Origin of the sequence: Natrialba magadii ATCC 43099 (genome assembly GCF_000025625.1) — an archaeon.
GTDB lineage: Archaea > Halobacteriota > Halobacteria > Halobacteriales > Natrialbaceae > Natrialba > Natrialba magadii.
Window position 1 is genome coordinate 765,391 of the sequence record NC_013922.1, and the last position, 15,610, is coordinate 781,000.

A 15,610-nucleotide genomic window follows, 5' to 3' on the forward strand; every position below is an offset into this window, starting at 1 on the left:
CGCGTTAGTCCTCCGTCATGGTGATGCTGAGCTCGTGTGACCCGTGACAGACCAGCGTGTTTTTCGGCAGCGTTTCGACTCGCTGCTGATCGGTGATCGACCGCCGTTCCTCGTTGACCGTGATCGTCGCGTCGAAGTTCGACACCCCCTCGACAGCATCGACGCCGGTAACGACGTCGGCGAGCGATTTCCGTGATGGAAGTGTTCCGAACTCCCATCCATTACCGTTGTTTCCCGTCAATGGATGGACGAACTCGTCGAGTCGGTCTTCGATGGTCGATTTCAGCAGGGAAACACTCTTGACACTGCTCGCTCGGACCGTTGCCTGGACGGTGAGTTCACTGTAACTTGGACCGCGAACGACGATATCGCGGTCTGTATCCGAAACCAGCGTTGCTGGCGCACGTTCGTACAGCGTCTGACGAACGTCGTGTTTCAATTCCATCGACGGCACGGGCTTTTCCCGCTGTGCGTCCGGAACGATATAGACGGTTATGCAGTTCTCGGCATCGGTCACGCAGGACACTCGAGCGAGTTCCGGAAACTCGCCTTTTGCTACCTGCTCGTAATCGCGTGGTGTTACTGCCCGCCCACGATGTCGGAAGCGGTTCGTCGATCGCGAGACGAGCGTATCCGTCGATTCGACGTCAGTCCCGCCGTTGGCCGCCGTCGGATTCGTCACGGTATCGACCAGTGCGATAGAACTCTTGAGATCGGTAATCGTCCACGGACCGACGTTTCCATCGCTACCGCCGCCAGTCGTATACGTCGCCTTGATGTTGTCCTGACCGCTCGGTGGAATCTTGCCGTTGTCACCGTCACCGAACTGAACTGTCCCCAGCGTCCGGTTGATGACGTAGTGGCGATCCTGTGGTCCCGACTCGAGAAAGTCGTCGACGGCGTTCCATCGAACCCAGAACGCCTTCAGTTCACCACGAGAGTCGTATTCTCGGTTGACGTCTGCCGGCCGTTCGTTCAGGAGTCGTCGTCGCTCGCCCGCCGACATGGTATCTAGTGCGTCCACCCAGAGATCGATGTCTATCACTGGTGCGTGCGAGCAGGCGAACGACTGTTCGTGGGATCCGTCGCTCGAACCGAGTATCTCGTCCTCGACGGTGATTTTGTTGTGCGCCCATTGCGTATTGGGATAGAGTCCTGAAAGAATGGGGGGAAGCGTCGTTTGTTCTGTCGTCATGTTCGCCGGGATTGACGACTGGCTGTCGTGGGTACGGGCGCGGGTGGTCGTCCCTCGATCTCGATCGGTGACGGAACCCTTACCGATCTTCCCGCCTTCCGACTGGAACGCAACGGCTTCGTCCTCGACATCGAGGTGGGTCCTAAACTCGTCTTTCGTCAGCCGTGCCCTGATCCAGTGACGTTGTCGACCGAACAGTTCAGCCTCCGTCGTTGGGGTCGGAAACGTCAGCATGACCATGCCTCGCTCGGTCAGACCGGCGGTCTGATCGCGAACATCCATCTGGTTCCAGGTCGGCTCGTTGTCCACAGTACAATACTCCCACTGGACGCCTGGATCGAACTGTTGTGGATACGTGGCGTCGTCGATCACGAAAAAGAGACTTATCGGACCGTTTTCCAGTCGTCGGTCGAACCCGAAATACACCGTCTGCGCGTCGTCGGGGAGCGAGACGAACGGATCGAAACTCCACTCTCGTTTCGTCAGGTCGTCACTGTATGCGCCGTTGTTCTGCCGGACGATCGTATTGAACGAGAGGTCGAGGTGCTCGTACTCGACGATAACATCGCCGTAAACCGGTGGATCGGGCCTCGTTGTGAAAGACGTCGACAGCGGTCCATCGGAATCTTCGATCGACGGCCGGTCGTACGTCCCGCTGACGAGGCGTGCACGGATCCAGACGTTGTCGTGACCTGCAACTGTCGTCGGCTCGATATCCGACGGCACCTCGAACTGAACACGACCGGGGTGTCGTAATGCCTCGGTCTCGTCTGCGACGGAATCCAACCGCATCCACCCGTTTCCGTTCCAGTACTCCCAGGAGACTTCGGGTGGTCCGTCCAGAACTCCTCTATTCACGTTCGTCTCTTCGTCGAGATGGGGTAACGCGTCCGCCATCGCGTCACTGTCTGTCACACCAACTCCATCGTCTCCATCCCGGCCACTGGTGGCCGACGAACTCGAGTCCTGCGGGGTCTCGGATTCGGATTCGGCCGGCGGTGTAAACTCGAGTTCGACTGTCCCACCGGGCTTGGTAAACGCCTCCTCGCAAGCGACGAAAAACGTCACCGGAGGGTGTGGGACCCGTCCGAACGGGTGCAATCGTTCGTCGTCGAGCGCGACCGGGACGTCGTTCGACAGCAGCATATCCGGGTCGAGACCCGTCTCCGAATCGGTCTCCCGATCGCTGCTCGTCACCTGTATCGATATCGAACGAACAGTCCACGTCGGGACAGCCGTCCCGTCGCGTAGCGAACAGCGCAGCCACCGCCCCTCAGTCCCGTTTACCTCGTGGATCGTCGGTTCTCCGGGCAGCCGAAATCGCTGTTCGGCAACGCCGTCACGGGTGCGTGAATCGTCGTCCCCAGTACTGGAGTTTGCCTGTAGCTGTTCTTGCAGGGCTTTCACACCGCCGTCGTCGGACATCGGTGTGTCGTCTACGACGCGCTTGAGGGGGTGCCATCCGTGTTCTCCGTCCTCGTTTTCACCGTAATACTCCCAGATCGTCTCTTCGAAGATCGGTTCGGGATCCGACTGCGAATCGACTCTGACGGTAAATGTCGATCCAGCGGCTACATTGAGTGCGGATTCGTTCTCGAGATAGAGTGCATGGGACTGTATCAGCTCGCCGTCGAACAGCCGTGTCTGTTCGTTCTCCAGCAAAGTGTCGTGATCGACGATCGCGTCGGCGGTCGGATCGACCGCGACGATGTCGGTAAGCGACGCAGGTGTGGCTTCGAACCCGGCCTCCTGTGGAAGTTCGAACTGTTGTGCCTCTCCGTCCGTCGGATCCGCGATAGCGGTCGTTCCCCCGGGGATTGGCACGTTTCGATCGAGATCTCTGGAGACGTCAAACGAAAGCGGAACACGAGCTGCTTGCGGGGGTCGCCGATCGAAGTCCAGCGCATCCAGAAAGCCGAGCAAGTGTTTTTCCGGGACCTCGTTGAGGCGGTTCCATACGTCGGCTTCGAACGACGAGAAGATCCGAACGAGCGTCTGGCCGACGTCGCCTGACTCCGGATCCCACGTTTCGGTATATGTGCGTGCCCGCTGGCGAAGCGTCTCGTAGATCTCTTCCTGACTTCGGTCGTCAATAATTGGTTCGGTTCCATTCATATTGTCTGCTCGTGAGCAACGGAATCTCGATTCATCGGACGTCGGTTATCGGAACACTGATTCTGTGGACTGTTCGCCGATTCCACCGCTGTTGTGTCGTCCTGCTGTCGTCGTTCATCCGTCACCTTCGGTGGTGTGGAACGGGTATACCATGTTCGAGAGGCTGTTCGTCGTGCGAACGTAGTAGTTGATCTCGATCAGGATTCTGTTGGGATCGTCACTCGCAATCGATGCGTTGACGTCTTCGATGTCGATGCGTGGTTCCCACCGAACCAGCGCCTCGTGGACGCTGCTTTCGATGAGATTCAGCGTCGCTGGAGACACAGCCGAGTAGACGTGATCGTGGATATCACAGCCGAACTCGGGTCGCATGACGCGTTCTCCTTTTGCAGTTCCCAGGATGATCTTGATCGATTCACGAATGTCTTCCTCCGCGTCAGATGTTTCGATGTTGCCGCGGTGGTCGGTCGTGACTGGATACTGCCACCCGGTTCCGAGAAACTCTTCAGCCATGGTTACTCGATGAGGACTGTTGGACACCCGGAAACGATCTTGTTTGGGGGTCCGTTTTCGATGATCGTATCCCCCAGTCTCGCTGCCGGCATATTGTTTATCAGGACAGTTGTACTTCCGTCGACGACCGGGCCACCGACGTGTGGTACCACGCCGGAGGCCAGCGGACAACTGTGGACGTCGCTGATCGCCCGCCATGCCGGTCGGTTCCCGATGAACACGTTCGGACTACCCGTTCCTGCCAATGGTGTTCCGTGAGCGGTCCCGTCACCTGTTCTTGCTGCTGGTTTCATGGTTAGTTAAGTCGGATAATGGCGCCTTTGATCGTAAGCGGTCCCGTCGAGTCGACACTCATGATGCCACCACTATCGATATCGACGTTCGCTTTCCCGGAGATGTCCACGGTATTTTTACTCTTGACGTCGACCGTCGTGCCACCGGTAATCTCGACGCTCTTGTCGCCATCGATCTTTACGTTCTTTGCGGAGAGTTCCAGCGTATCGCCGGCATCGACCACGACGGAGTCGTCCGACGAATTGAGGACGATTCGGTTCGTGTCGCTGTCGTCACGGATCGCGATCGTCTCTCGTCCGTCATCGTCATCGATAACGATCTCGTGACCCTCACTGGTCTGGATCGTCACACTTCCTCCGTCGCCGTCTCTGTCGTCGTCGAAGGTGATCCGGTGTTCGCTCCGGGTCCGAATCTCGCGAACGTCGTTGTCGCCGTCGTTTTGTTGTGGCGGTTCCTGTTTCCCGTTCCACAGCGATCCGACGACGTACGGCCGATGGATATCGCCGTTCTCGAACGCGACCAATACCTCGTCGTCGACTTCCGGCAAGAAATACGAGCCGTATTCGTTGCCGGCCATCGGCGTCGCGATACGGGCCCAGTAACTCTCGTCGTCGGCGTCTCGCCAGGGGAACTGCAGTTTGACGCGCCCGAGTCCCTTCGGATCTTCGTTGTCGGTAACGATACCGACGACGACGCCTTGCATCCCGCCGTCCGACGTTTCGCCATCGAAAAATCCGGGTTGGCTCATGAGCCCACCTCCACTGCTTCGAAGGTCGTTCGATAGCCGGCTGCTCCCATCCGATGAGTCGCCCTCGTCACGTGGTAGTGTCCAGAGAACCGGTCACCGAGTTCGACAAGTTCGATCGTTTCTCCCGCACGTATCTCGGGAATCCCATCCGCTTCACCGTACCCCTGGACGACCTCGTCGGAAAACTGGTTGAGCTTCGTCTCTGCAATTCGCTCGGCTTCGTTGGGTGACATCGCTGGCACACAGAATACCTCCTTGTGTTTCGCATCGGAACTGCCCGCCGTTTCGACGATCTCTTCTTTCTGTTCGACGTCCCACGACCTGACCTCGACCTCGTGTGTGTCCCGACGGTGAGATATCTCGCCGGTGAAGTCGTGCAGATCCTCGCCGTACCACAGCTCAACGACCGGCTCGTCCGAGACTGCCGACGACCGGGGAACGAACTTCACCGTCGACCGCTCGGCGTAGAACTCGAACCCGTACGTTGCTGCGAGGTCGTGGACGAATCGATAGTCGCTACATCCGTTTTGAATCAATTTTTTGCGTTCGATGTTTGCACTCTCGACTTCGACTGTCGAGAACGGGTACGCCGAAAGCACGTCTTCGACGGCCTCCCCGATAGTCGCTTTCTCCCACGAATCCGACCGGGATCCTTGCATCGCTTCCCACAGCAGTCCATATCCCGAAACCTGCACTTCGGGACCGTGTTCGACAGTGAATTCACCGGTAATCGATTGAATCTTTCCCGACAGAAGCGGTGTCAACTCGCCCTCGTCACCGTACCCCATGGCGATTTCCACGTCGGTCCCGACCTCGAACTCGTCCCAGGACAGCCCGGCGAACTCGTCGAGTTCTTCGTCGAACGGGAAGTTGAGACCGAACGAGAACCGATCCGCTCCGTCGAACGATGTCTCGACGACGAGATCGGCAATCCGACCCCCCGGTTCCTGGAACCGTTGGTCGCCGATCACTACTTCGAACCGCGGCGAATACCGGGGATGGTTGTCGATGTCGTAGCTCACGTTTCGGTCACCTCTCTCGACACGACACGCGCCGTCGCTCGAGCTGCTCGGTGTGGGATGTACTCGATCATACTACAGTGGTGGCAACTCAAGCTTGTCTCCTGGCTCGATCGCCCGGGGGTTGTCGATGTCATTCTGATCCGCGATCGTTCGCCAATGTGATGGATCACTGTACTCCTCGTCGGCGATTAACCAGAGCGTATCTCCTTCGGCTACCGTCCAGACTTTCGTCTTGTCCGTCGACTCCGGGGAAACCACCGACTTATGATAGTCTGCTGTTTTGTACTCTTTGAAGACGATCGACACACGAGCCCGTATCGGGATCCCGCTGGGCAGGAACTTCGTAAACTGCTTGTTCGCGCGTTGGACCAACGCGGTGAAATCGATCCCATCTCCCCACACGAACCGACAGACCGGCGGGGCGTGAAGTTCACCGTCGACGGTCAGCAAGTAATCGATCGCGTTCGTATACCGTTCACGGACGTCGAGATCTTCGGACGATGCGTCATCGGAGCCGAGTTCGTTCGTCGTGTCGAAAAACAACTCCATCGATAGCGTCTCCGCATTTCCGTCGACAAACTGCATGATCGACGCTCCCGATCCGGTCGCTTTCATCTCGCCGTAGTTGACACTCTTTTCGAGTGCGTACGAACTTGGATTGAATCGACACTCGATCGTTTCACCTTGCTTTTTCCCGTTGAGGATCGTAATCTGGGCCTTCTCTAGTTTTCCGTTCGTCATTGCTGACCTCTTCGTTCACGTTCGATTCGCTTTCGTCGCTCGAGTTTCCGATGAAGACGTTCGACGACACGATCGACGTCTGCCTCATATCGGAGCGATTCGCCTGGCAACTGGACGCTGCTCTTTGTTCGACGTAGCTGTGCTCTGTGATCATCGGTGGAGTGGTGGGCCGGCGCTCCGTGTGCCTGATCGATGTGACTCCGGTGTCTATCGCGAGAGTCGTCAACCGGTCTGGCTGACGACATCGCTGGTGGCGGCCCACCAGTCTGATCGATGCCTTCGGAACGACGGTCCTCGTGAGGGAATGGCCGTCCCGATTCGGGACTCGAGTTCCCTTCGATCGCCGATCGATTCGTGACCGGGTCGTGTCGTCGTCCGCGTCTGGATTGTTCCGACGTGTCGGGACGTTGCGAGTTCGCTGTCCGACGGTTCTGGACACGCTGGTCCGCCCGCTTTCCGTTCGGCCTGCTCCGTGTCGCGGCCGCGCTGTCACCGGATCGCGGACCCGATTGGGATCGTAACGCGTTTTTCTGCTTCCGTTCGCCGGTCAGGGGTGCGTCGACGTGTGCCGACGCAGCCTCCCCACCGCCACCGCGACGAGACTGCTGTTCGCCGCCGGTAGTGTCGATCGGTTGCTGGGCTCGATAGACGAGAGCGGGCCGATCAGTATGCGAACTGACTGTCCCAACCATCGACTCGTCTATACTACTTTCCAATTGAGAGGATTTATATTTATTTATATTATCTCCACTATTGATTTCTGCTGGTTTGGCTACCCGTTCCCCGCCAGTCGTTTGAACTCGTCTCGGGGCCGTAAGCGACGGCGACGAGTCTGCAACCCTCGGTGCGGTCGCGGTCTCATCGTTCTTCGGGATCGATTCGAAGCCTGTATCGATCGCTGTCCGTTCGAACGAGGATTGCTGCTGGTAGTTCTGATGGTAGTCCTGATGTTGAAGTTGCGAGTTGCTCGGCGATTGTTCGCTTGCGACGCTGCTCACCCGGGGAACGAGAAACGACTCGTCACTCGATGGTCGTCGGTCCGTCCCTCCCGTGCTCGAGCCGCCCAAGACGTCACGGTCCGTCGACTGCGTTCGAAGGATTCGGATTCCGGACCCGACCGTACTGGGAACTGTCGCCGTACGAGTAACCGACGGAGAGCCCGCTCCCGACGAACGGATGGAAGCCCGATCAGGACTGCGACCTATCCCAGCAGTGTCTTCGGTTGCCGCCGTTTCTGAAACCGAACTCCTCGCTTCACTGCCACTAACCGAACTGCTGGTACCAAGAGAGAGCCGCGATGACGACGGTCGAGGTTCCGTACGGTTGCTCGGCGTCGACGTCATCGGACTCGAGGCGCGTTCCTGACGTTCTGGTTGTGTCTGTCTCGCCGAGTTGTCGAGCGTGGGTACGGATCGCTCCGACGTCGCCACCGACCCGAGACCACCGGTTTCGGATTCAGTAGCTGAGACCGTCGTCCCGAAACTCCTGGTGGCGTCGTTCGCGATCTGTCCCTGCTCGGCGGTCGTCCGGCCCGTATCCTGATTCGTCGGACTGGGGAGCCGACCCGTCGGCTCGAGCGGCGAGTCGTCTTTCGCAGGTGTCCCTGTCCCCGCAAACGTGACTTTCGCTCGTGATTCCGTCCCCCGGGCGGTCGCAGCCGACGAAGATGGCACCGCCCTCGAGGGCGTCGGCACGGGACTGGTGGACGTGATTCGGACATCTGTGGCCACAGTGTATGACCCAATCGATGCGATCCGATCGCTAGCGTTTCGTGGGGTCGACCCGATCGAGAGCCGACTACTGGCGTCGAAACGCTCGGTTATGAAAGCGGTACTGGTCGCCTGTGAGACCGGCGTCGTGTCCACGTGCAGGTTTGTCGAGGTCGGGTCGGTAACCGATCCATTCGGCGACGAGCGTGCGGTCGTTGCGGATAGCGATACCGATTGCTGTGATCGGTGGTTCGACTGGCCTCGGACTGTCCCGTGATCCCCCGGACGATCGACGGAAGCGGCCGAGACGAGTTGCTGCGATTTCGCAGTTCGATCGGTTGGCCTGCCGTTCGACGCGTTCGTTGCCGTCTCTGTGGGTTTGATTTCGACTGGCGATTGGCTATCGAGTCGGGACACGGACGGCGAGCGGGACACATCCCGGCCGATCTCAGTCAGTATCGCTCCGATCCGTGACGTGGGTCCGGTCGTCTCCGGTCGCGTGTTCTCGGGTGTCGTCGTTCGGAATGCTGCGCGTCGTGACGACCGTTTGGAATCCGAACCGCGGTACTCGAGTGTGGGGTGGGACGGTGGTACCGTCGTCGATTCGAACGACGCCGATCGATCGACGGATTTACGCATACTATCTCGATCCACGTCACCCCCAATCTCCCTTCTGGCGAGGTTCAGCGCGGTCGCAGCGTTGCGGGTCTCTTCCGTGGCCGTGTCCCCGCCAGCCGTGTTCCGGTTCGAAACCGCACGGTATCGGTGAACACCACTGCTCTCGTTTGCTGGCGATCCCGCGTGGACCTCGTTCGGTCGGGCTGGTTTCCACGCCGCGAATGGCTTCTGTCGTCCGTGTTCGCTCCCCTCCGTAGGCTGGATCCGAGCCGGTCTGTGGACGAGTTGCGATCCGATTGCGGTTCGCGGAGTCGGGTCGGTCGGGATCGGGGTCGAAGACGATTCTGCTCTGACTACGGACGCATCGTCACCGGTGGGTGCCGTCTCTCTGGGATCGATACTCGCCCTGCCCGGCGAAGAACTGGCGGCTCCTGTCTCGGTCTCGGTCCAGTGTGGATCGGATCCACTGTGGGTGTCGGAACCAGCACGAGCTGTGGGGAACTGGCGGTTCACTCGAGATCGAGGTCGCTTCCGAACCGATTTCGCGGGAGTGGACTGGGCCGTAACTGGTGACACGCTGTCCGCAGCGGTGACGCGATCCGCCGCTTCGACCCCCTCCCGTCCGACGCTGGTTCCGGGGACGTGTGGAGACGGCTGACGCGGGATGACTGCAGTCGTCGAACGGACGGGGCTGTCAGACCCTCCGCTGTCGGACGACGATCCGTCGCTGTCACCGTACGAACGGGTACCGTCACTAGTTGCGCCTGTTTGAGATTCGGATCGGTATCCGACATCCCTCGAGCGACTGGCAGTCGTCAGGACAGACATCCCGTCTCGCTGACTGTCTCGCTGACTGTCTCGCTGACCGTCTCGCTGACTGTCTCGTTGACTGTCCTGCCGACCTGCCGCTCGTCGCTCATCAGCTGTCAACTCCGCAACCGCCGGAACGGTTCTTCGGGCGGCTCGGGGTCTCCAGTCCGTTGGTCGCCGCCGGTCAGTTCGAGCCGCGGTAACTGTTCGAACAGTTCGTTGCTTTCGGACAGTGGACCGTTGACGCTCGAGCACCGTGGATTCGTTCGCTCCGTCGTCGATCTGGCCGACGTTCTGTGATCGAGACCAGTCACCCAGAAGGCGGTGATCGGACGGGTCTCCTTGGCGCGACAACGCGTCGTTGGATGGCCCCATCGTCTCCGTCGCCGGTGACTGACTATCACCAGACCGGACGATAGTCGACACCGATTCGCTCGCCTTGCTTCGCTGGCTTCGGTGCTGTGTTGTTGTCCAGTTCGACCGAAGCCGTCGAATGTCGTCACCGGCCGCTCGTCCAGTCGGTGCCGCGGAACCGATGGGGCGCGCCGATCGACGGGTGCGGCCCCCGTGGACGCCTTGCTTTGTCGCTATCGACGAAGGATCATCGTCCGTCGTCGTTCTTGCCCTCTCTCGTGACGACCGTTGATCAACGTGGGTCGTCGGGGTCGGCACGTCGTCGGTCGCTACTGGTGTCCTCGAGGGTGTGCGCTGTCGGTGCCGGAGTTCGGGAGCACCCGAAATCCCGGTTTCGACGGCGACTGTTCCGCTTCGTTCGTCCGCTGTTGTCGCAGTCGGTTCGTTCGCGGTAGACGTCCATTCATACTGTCGGACAAAAGTCAGTACTGTTTTTCGACCCCTCGCTCGGTCAAAAGCCTGTGATTCGTTTTGTTCGACAGTATCATAGGGATTATCGTAGAAGTTCATAGTTCCCCTCCGACGGACCGAGATACAACGCCGAAGACCGCGCCTCGGAATCACCGATTGGCTACGATAATCCCTATCAGTCGCGGTCCCGCCCCCGAATGAGGTTTCGCTGACTGGACGGGGTATTCGGTTGTTCCGGGTCGGGGATTGCTCCTCGATGACCTGATGGTCTCGATTCGTGTCCGTCTCTTGTATCGCCGACTCGGCTTCGGGAGCCATGGGCGTGAGATGGGCGCGCACTTCGCCGAACGTGGAGTTGCGTGCTCGTCTCTGCGTTTCTCTCCGCGCCGGCGAGCTGTACTGGTCCGCTGTGGACGTTTCGATCCACGACGGTGGATCTCCATCGGTGTTGAGTCCGAACGGTTCCGGTGGGTCGTCGGGAAGAAGCGACACTGCCGCTAATTCTCGGTCCGATTGGTGGTCGGTCGTGTCGTCTTCGTTCGTGGCGGGTTTCGCCCCGTGGTCCTCCGGTGGAGGGACATACCGGTCACGGAGGCGGTACGTTCGATCGGCCGTCGAATACCGATTGAGGATTCGGAGCGCAAATCCGCCGATCAGCCTCGATGGCTCGAGTGTGAGAATGCCACGATGCCGATTCTGAACGGCTGCCACGTGGTGGCCAACGCTCGTCTGGCTGACTGAATGTCGTTCACTCGTCCCGTCGTTGTATTCCGATTCTCGCCGTGCATTCCCGTCGCTCCAGTCCATACTGACGCTGATGTCACGAATCGGTTCCTCGACAGCGTTCGGCCACGTCCTGGGTCCGGATTCAGGGTCGTACATACGTTATGCGATCGATATCTCGAGTGTCAATCCTGCGGCGTTGGACTACCGGCTGCACCAACGACCGAATCGGGTTCGTTGGCGGTTGAGTGACGGCTATCGTTGTCTTCTTCGACGGAATCGGTCACGTGTTTCGAGCTGTCCCGACCGATTGCGCTTGCGGCTTGCTCCGTCCACTGGAGGTAGTAGACTTCCCCGTCTTTCGTAAACACTGTCGGCGTCTCTCCGCCTCGCTTGAGGTTGTATCCGAGCGGGAGTTTGAGGGCGTCGTCGTTTGGCTTGAGCGAGAACGCTTCGTCTATTTCGAAGGTCCCCTCTTCTCCCGGCCTGATCGTCGTATCGACGCCAGGTCTGAAGAGATCGAGATCTGTGTCCCTGATCAGTGATTCCGAGAGATCGATCGATCGGTTCGAGCTGTTCCGAACGATCAGTTCGAAACTGTTCCGCGCTTCCGGAGTCCTGATGTCCGTACTGATGAGATCGGTGCGTTCGACCGTTCGTTTTTCGTATCGGTTGTAAAGCAGTAGCGTCACTACTCCCCAGAGTAGCCCGGCACAGAGTACGGGAACCCACCAGAGGTATCGATCGAGAGACCATGTGACGACGCCGACGATAAGACCACTGCCAATCGCGACGAGGAGACCGACGATCATCGCGAGGGTTCGGCTTTCTAACCCTCGAGTAAGCACGTATCCGACCCTAATCGATCCGAGTGTCGAAGACGTACGTCGGCTCTTTCGGTAGCCTAACAACACCGCTCCGACTGCAAGCGGCCACGTTAGTAGTATGCCAACGAACAGTATCGGTACCGTGATCCAGCCGAGGGCGTATCCTACCGCCAATACGACAGCGACCGACAGGGCCGCAACCCACCCGCTGAGCATCGCTTTTGCCCACGTCGAGTACTGCTCCCAGCGCTGGTGTATCGTCTCGCGGTTGTTCCGATACAAGAGGTAACAGCCACCGAGAAGAAGTCCGAACAGAAACGCTGTGAGGAAGGTGGTTCGCATCGGTACCAACTCCCATCCCACGACAGGTATCGTCACGAGTGGCACGATGTCGAGCCATCCGGATACCCAGAACGCCAGTGTCACCGCTATCGCGATCGCCGTCGCGAGTATCACAGCGGGAAGAGCCGGTTTGATAAACTGGTTCACCGACGTTGCAACCGCTTTCTTTGCTTTTGTTGTGATCGTCATTGTCCAGTAGTCTGCGCTCGGATCGATGCGTACTCCAGTGGACCACGGCGACGGTGGCGAACACCGATTCGTAGCACTCCGGGCGAAACCGAGTGAATCCGACGCCATTGATGTCGCTTCTTCTCCCGTTCTACTCTCGCCAGATGAGAGCCTGCCCGTATTATGGATGCCCCACCACTCGAGCGTGCTACGCTACTATTCATAGCTACGTTACTGACATTGTTTTATAATGGAAATATAAATACTTTAGCATAGTTATAGAAAACATCTGCGGAGCAATACAAGCGAACGAACGGTTGGTACTGACGATTGACCACAGGTGGACCTAATCGAGACAATCCACGAATCAATAATCCATGTATTTATAATTATCTAATTAATCCTCGATGAGAACGTATTAATGGAGAGTAATACACTACTATCAACTCGACGAATGGAACTCACGGTAAAATCACTCAGCCAGAAGGATGCCGGTCGCGGCCTCGCTGCCGTCGACCGAGCAGCGATGACTGAACTCGGTATTGAAAACGGTGATTACGTCTTTATCGAGGGCGATAGTGGCGAGGTAGCTGCTCGAATCTGGCCAGGATATCCCGAAGACGAAGAATTGGGAATTCTTCGTATCGACGGACGGCTTCGGAAGGCAGTCGGCACCAATATCGATGACACCGTCGACGTGTCGGCTGCCGATCTCCCGGCTGCAACGACCCTCACTGTAACCGCTCCAGAGACGCTGCGTGTCGACGGTGATCTTGCCCCCATCGTCAAGCGAAAGCTCAAAGGGCGGGCAATTGATCCCGGACAAACCGTCCACATTTCGCTCGCGCTTGGGCCCGGTTCGTCAATCTCGGAACGACGGATCCCCATACAGGTCGCAGAAAGTCAGCCAGGCGATATCGCCGTCGTCGTCGAGTCGACGGAACTGACTGTCAAAAGACGACCGGCTGAACGAGCGCAGGATCACGAGGAGTCGAGCGACGATCAGTTGGCGTCTGCGTCCCAGTCCGAATCACAGATCCAGACGGAACCGCCGGACATCACCTACGAGGACATCGGTGGCGTCGACGACGAACTCGAACAGGTCCGTGAAATGATCGAGCTGCCGATGCGCCATCCGGAACTCTTCCAGCAGTTGGGAATCGATCCACCAAAAGGCGTGTTGCTGCATGGGCCGCCGGGAACGGGGAAAACACTCATCGCAAAAGCCGTCGCCAACGAGATAGACGCGTTCTTCACGGATATTTCCGGCCCGGAGATCATGTCTCGATACTACGGTGAGTCGGAAGAACAGCTCCGGTCCGTCTTCGAGGACGCAACGGAAAACGCACCTGCGGTCGTCTTTATCGACGAGATTGACTCTATCGCACCGAAACGCGACGAGACCAGCGGCGACGTCGAGCGCCGGATCGTTGCACAATTACTCTCACTGCTAGACGGTATCGAAGAGCGCGGTGAAGTCGTGGTTATCGGAGCCACCAACCGTCTCAATGCGATCGATCCCGCGCTCCGACGAGGTGGCCGTTTCGACCGAGAAATCGAAGTTGGCATTCCGGATCGAGACGGCCGCGAGGAAATCTTCGAGGTTCACACCCGTGGAATGCCGCTGTCCGAAGAGATCGACCTCAGCGAGTACGCCGTAGATACCCACGGGTTCGTCGGTGCTGACATCGAACAACTCGCCAAGGAAGCAGCGATGCGGGCACTCCGTCGGGTCCGTCCGAATCTCGATCTCGAGGCGGATACGATCGACGCGGCGGCACTCGAAGCGATCCGTATCGAGGACCGTGACTTCCAGCACGCGATGAGCAGCGTCGATCCGTCCGCGCTCCGTGAGGTGTTCGTCGAGGTGCCGGACACTTCCTGGGATGAGGTCGGCGGTCTCGAGACGACGAAAGAGCGACTTCGGGAGACGATCCAGTGGCCTCTCGCGTATTCACCCGTCTTCGACGAACTCCATCTCAGTGCGGCAAACGGCGTCTTGCTGTACGGGCCCCCAGGGACTGGGAAAACGTTGCTGGCCAAAGCCGTCGCGAGCGAAGCCCAGAGCAATTTTATTTCGGTCAAAGGGCCCGAATTGCTCAACAAGTACGTCGGTGAATCCGAAAAAGGAGTCCGAGAGGTGTTCGAGAAGGCTCGCTCGAACGCGCCAACGGTGGTCTTCTTCGACGAGATCGACGCCATCGCTGCCGAACGTGGGAGTGGTGGAGACGCTTCCGGCGTTCAGGAACGCGTGGTATCCCAACTGCTGACGGAACTCGACGGTCTCGAGGAACTCGAAGACGTCGTCGTGATTGCGACCAGCAACCGACCGGACCTCATCGACGACGCACTGTTGCGTCCGGGACGGTTCGACCGTCAGATCCATGTTCCAATACCAGACGAGCAGGCACGTCGCGAAATCTTTGCCGTCCACACGGCACACCGTTCGATCGGCGACGATGTCGAACTTGCCCGTCTCGCCGGTCGGACACAGGGATACGTCGGCGCGGATGTCCAAGCGATCTGTCGGGAGGCCGCGATGGAGGCTGCACGGGAGTACGTCGATGGGGTGACACCGTCGGACGTCGACGACGGTGTCGGAACGATCACAGTGACTGCCGAGCACTTCGATCACGCGATCAAAAGCACGAGCTCGAGTGTCAACCAAGCGATAAAACGTCGATACGAGGAACTCGAGCGGAAGTTCAATTGACGACACACCAGGAGAGCCGCTCGGATTGACCTGCTCTACAGCCTGAGGGCTATGGAATCCGCCATCAGATGTCCGCCAAGCATGATGTTCGAGGTTCCAACCCGTACTCGAGAGGAACCGGCAGCATACCGGAGAAACACTCGTGCCTATGATACTCTTCAACAGATTGAACAATGAGGGCTGATATCTGGTGATATCTATAAAAGAAAAATAGCGCGAGTACCACGGGCCACCGCGCCCGTGGGTG

General features: G+C 58.7%; 9 protein-coding genes. 2 read left to right on the forward strand and 7 right to left on the reverse strand.

Going from position 1 to position 15,610, the window contains the following annotated elements; genetic code table 11:
- Positions 1-4: 4 nt before the first annotated feature.
- From NMAG_RS03615 to NMAG_RS03640, 6 genes are all read right to left on the reverse strand, one after another.
- Complete coding sequence (locus NMAG_RS03615) at positions 5-3,310, reverse strand: putative baseplate assembly protein (RefSeq protein ID WP_004216533.1); 3,306 nt, start codon at positions 3,308-3,310, stop codon at positions 5-7.
- Between the two features lie 114 nt (positions 3,311-3,424).
- Positions 3,425-3,823 carry a GPW/gp25 family protein gene (locus NMAG_RS03620; protein ID WP_004216534.1) on the reverse strand — a complete coding sequence of 133 codons (399 nt, stop codon included), beginning with the start codon at positions 3,821-3,823 and terminating at the stop codon, positions 3,425-3,427.
- Positions 3,824-3,825: 2 nt separating this feature from the next.
- A complete protein-coding gene (locus NMAG_RS03625; RefSeq protein ID WP_004216535.1) occupies positions 3,826-4,116 on the reverse strand; it encodes a PAAR domain-containing protein in 291 nt (96 codons plus the stop codon).
- 2 nt (positions 4,117-4,118) lie between these two features.
- A complete protein-coding gene (locus tag NMAG_RS03630) occupies positions 4,119-4,865 on the reverse strand; it encodes a phage baseplate assembly protein V (RefSeq protein WP_004216536.1) in 747 nt (248 codons plus the stop codon).
- Positions 4,862-5,887, reverse strand: a complete 1,026-nt coding sequence (locus NMAG_RS03635; RefSeq protein ID WP_004216537.1) for a phage late control D family protein — start codon at positions 5,885-5,887, stop codon at positions 4,862-4,864. The genes NMAG_RS03630 and NMAG_RS03635 overlap by 4 nt, the downstream gene beginning before the upstream one ends.
- A 72-nt stretch (positions 5,888-5,959) precedes the next feature.
- A complete protein-coding gene (locus NMAG_RS03640; RefSeq protein WP_004216538.1) occupies positions 5,960-6,628 on the reverse strand; it encodes a CIS tube protein in 669 nt (222 codons plus the stop codon).
- Positions 6,629-8,245: 1,617 nt separating this feature from the next.
- Between NMAG_RS03640 and NMAG_RS21940 the strand changes: the two genes are divergently transcribed.
- On the forward strand, positions 8,246-8,614 hold the full coding sequence (locus NMAG_RS21940; RefSeq protein WP_191219369.1) for a hypothetical protein: 369 nt from the start codon (positions 8,246-8,248) through the stop codon (positions 8,612-8,614).
- Positions 8,615-11,498: 2,884 nt separating this feature from the next.
- Here NMAG_RS21940 and NMAG_RS03650 read toward each other — a convergent pair.
- A complete protein-coding gene (locus tag NMAG_RS03650) occupies positions 11,499-12,482 on the reverse strand; it encodes a hypothetical protein (protein ID WP_237076814.1) in 984 nt (327 codons plus the stop codon).
- Between the two features lie 622 nt (positions 12,483-13,104).
- On the opposite strand from NMAG_RS03650, the gene NMAG_RS03655 reads away from it, so the two are divergent.
- On the forward strand, positions 13,105-15,363 hold the full coding sequence (locus NMAG_RS03655) for a CDC48 family AAA ATPase (RefSeq protein WP_004216541.1): 2,259 nt from the start codon (positions 13,105-13,107) through the stop codon (positions 15,361-15,363).
- Positions 15,364-15,610: the final 247 nt, after the last annotated feature.

What these genes read in the sequence shown, in the direction of transcription:
- NMAG_RS03620 (WP_004216534.1), bottom strand. Translation starts at nt 3,823, where the DNA reads ATGGCTGAAGAGTTTCTCGGAACCGGGTGGCAGTATCCAGTCACGACC.
- NMAG_RS03630 (WP_004216536.1), bottom strand. Translation starts at nt 4,865, where the DNA reads ATGAGCCAACCCGGATTTTTCGATGGCGAAACGTCGGACGGCGGGATG.
- NMAG_RS03615 (WP_004216533.1), bottom strand. Translation starts at nt 3,310, where the DNA reads ATGAATGGAACCGAACCAATTATTGACGACCGAAGTCAGGAAGAGATC.
- NMAG_RS03655 (WP_004216541.1), top strand. Translation starts at nt 13,105, where the DNA reads ATGGAACTCACGGTAAAATCACTCAGCCAGAAGGATGCCGGTCGCGGC.
- NMAG_RS03650 (WP_237076814.1), bottom strand. Translation starts at nt 12,482, where the DNA reads ATGCGAACCACCTTCCTCACAGCGTTTCTGTTCGGACTTCTTCTCGGT.
- NMAG_RS03625 (WP_004216535.1), bottom strand. Translation starts at nt 4,116, where the DNA reads ATGAAACCAGCAGCAAGAACAGGTGACGGGACCGCTCACGGAACACCA.
- NMAG_RS03640 (WP_004216538.1), bottom strand. Translation starts at nt 6,628, where the DNA reads ATGACGAACGGAAAACTAGAGAAGGCCCAGATTACGATCCTCAACGGG.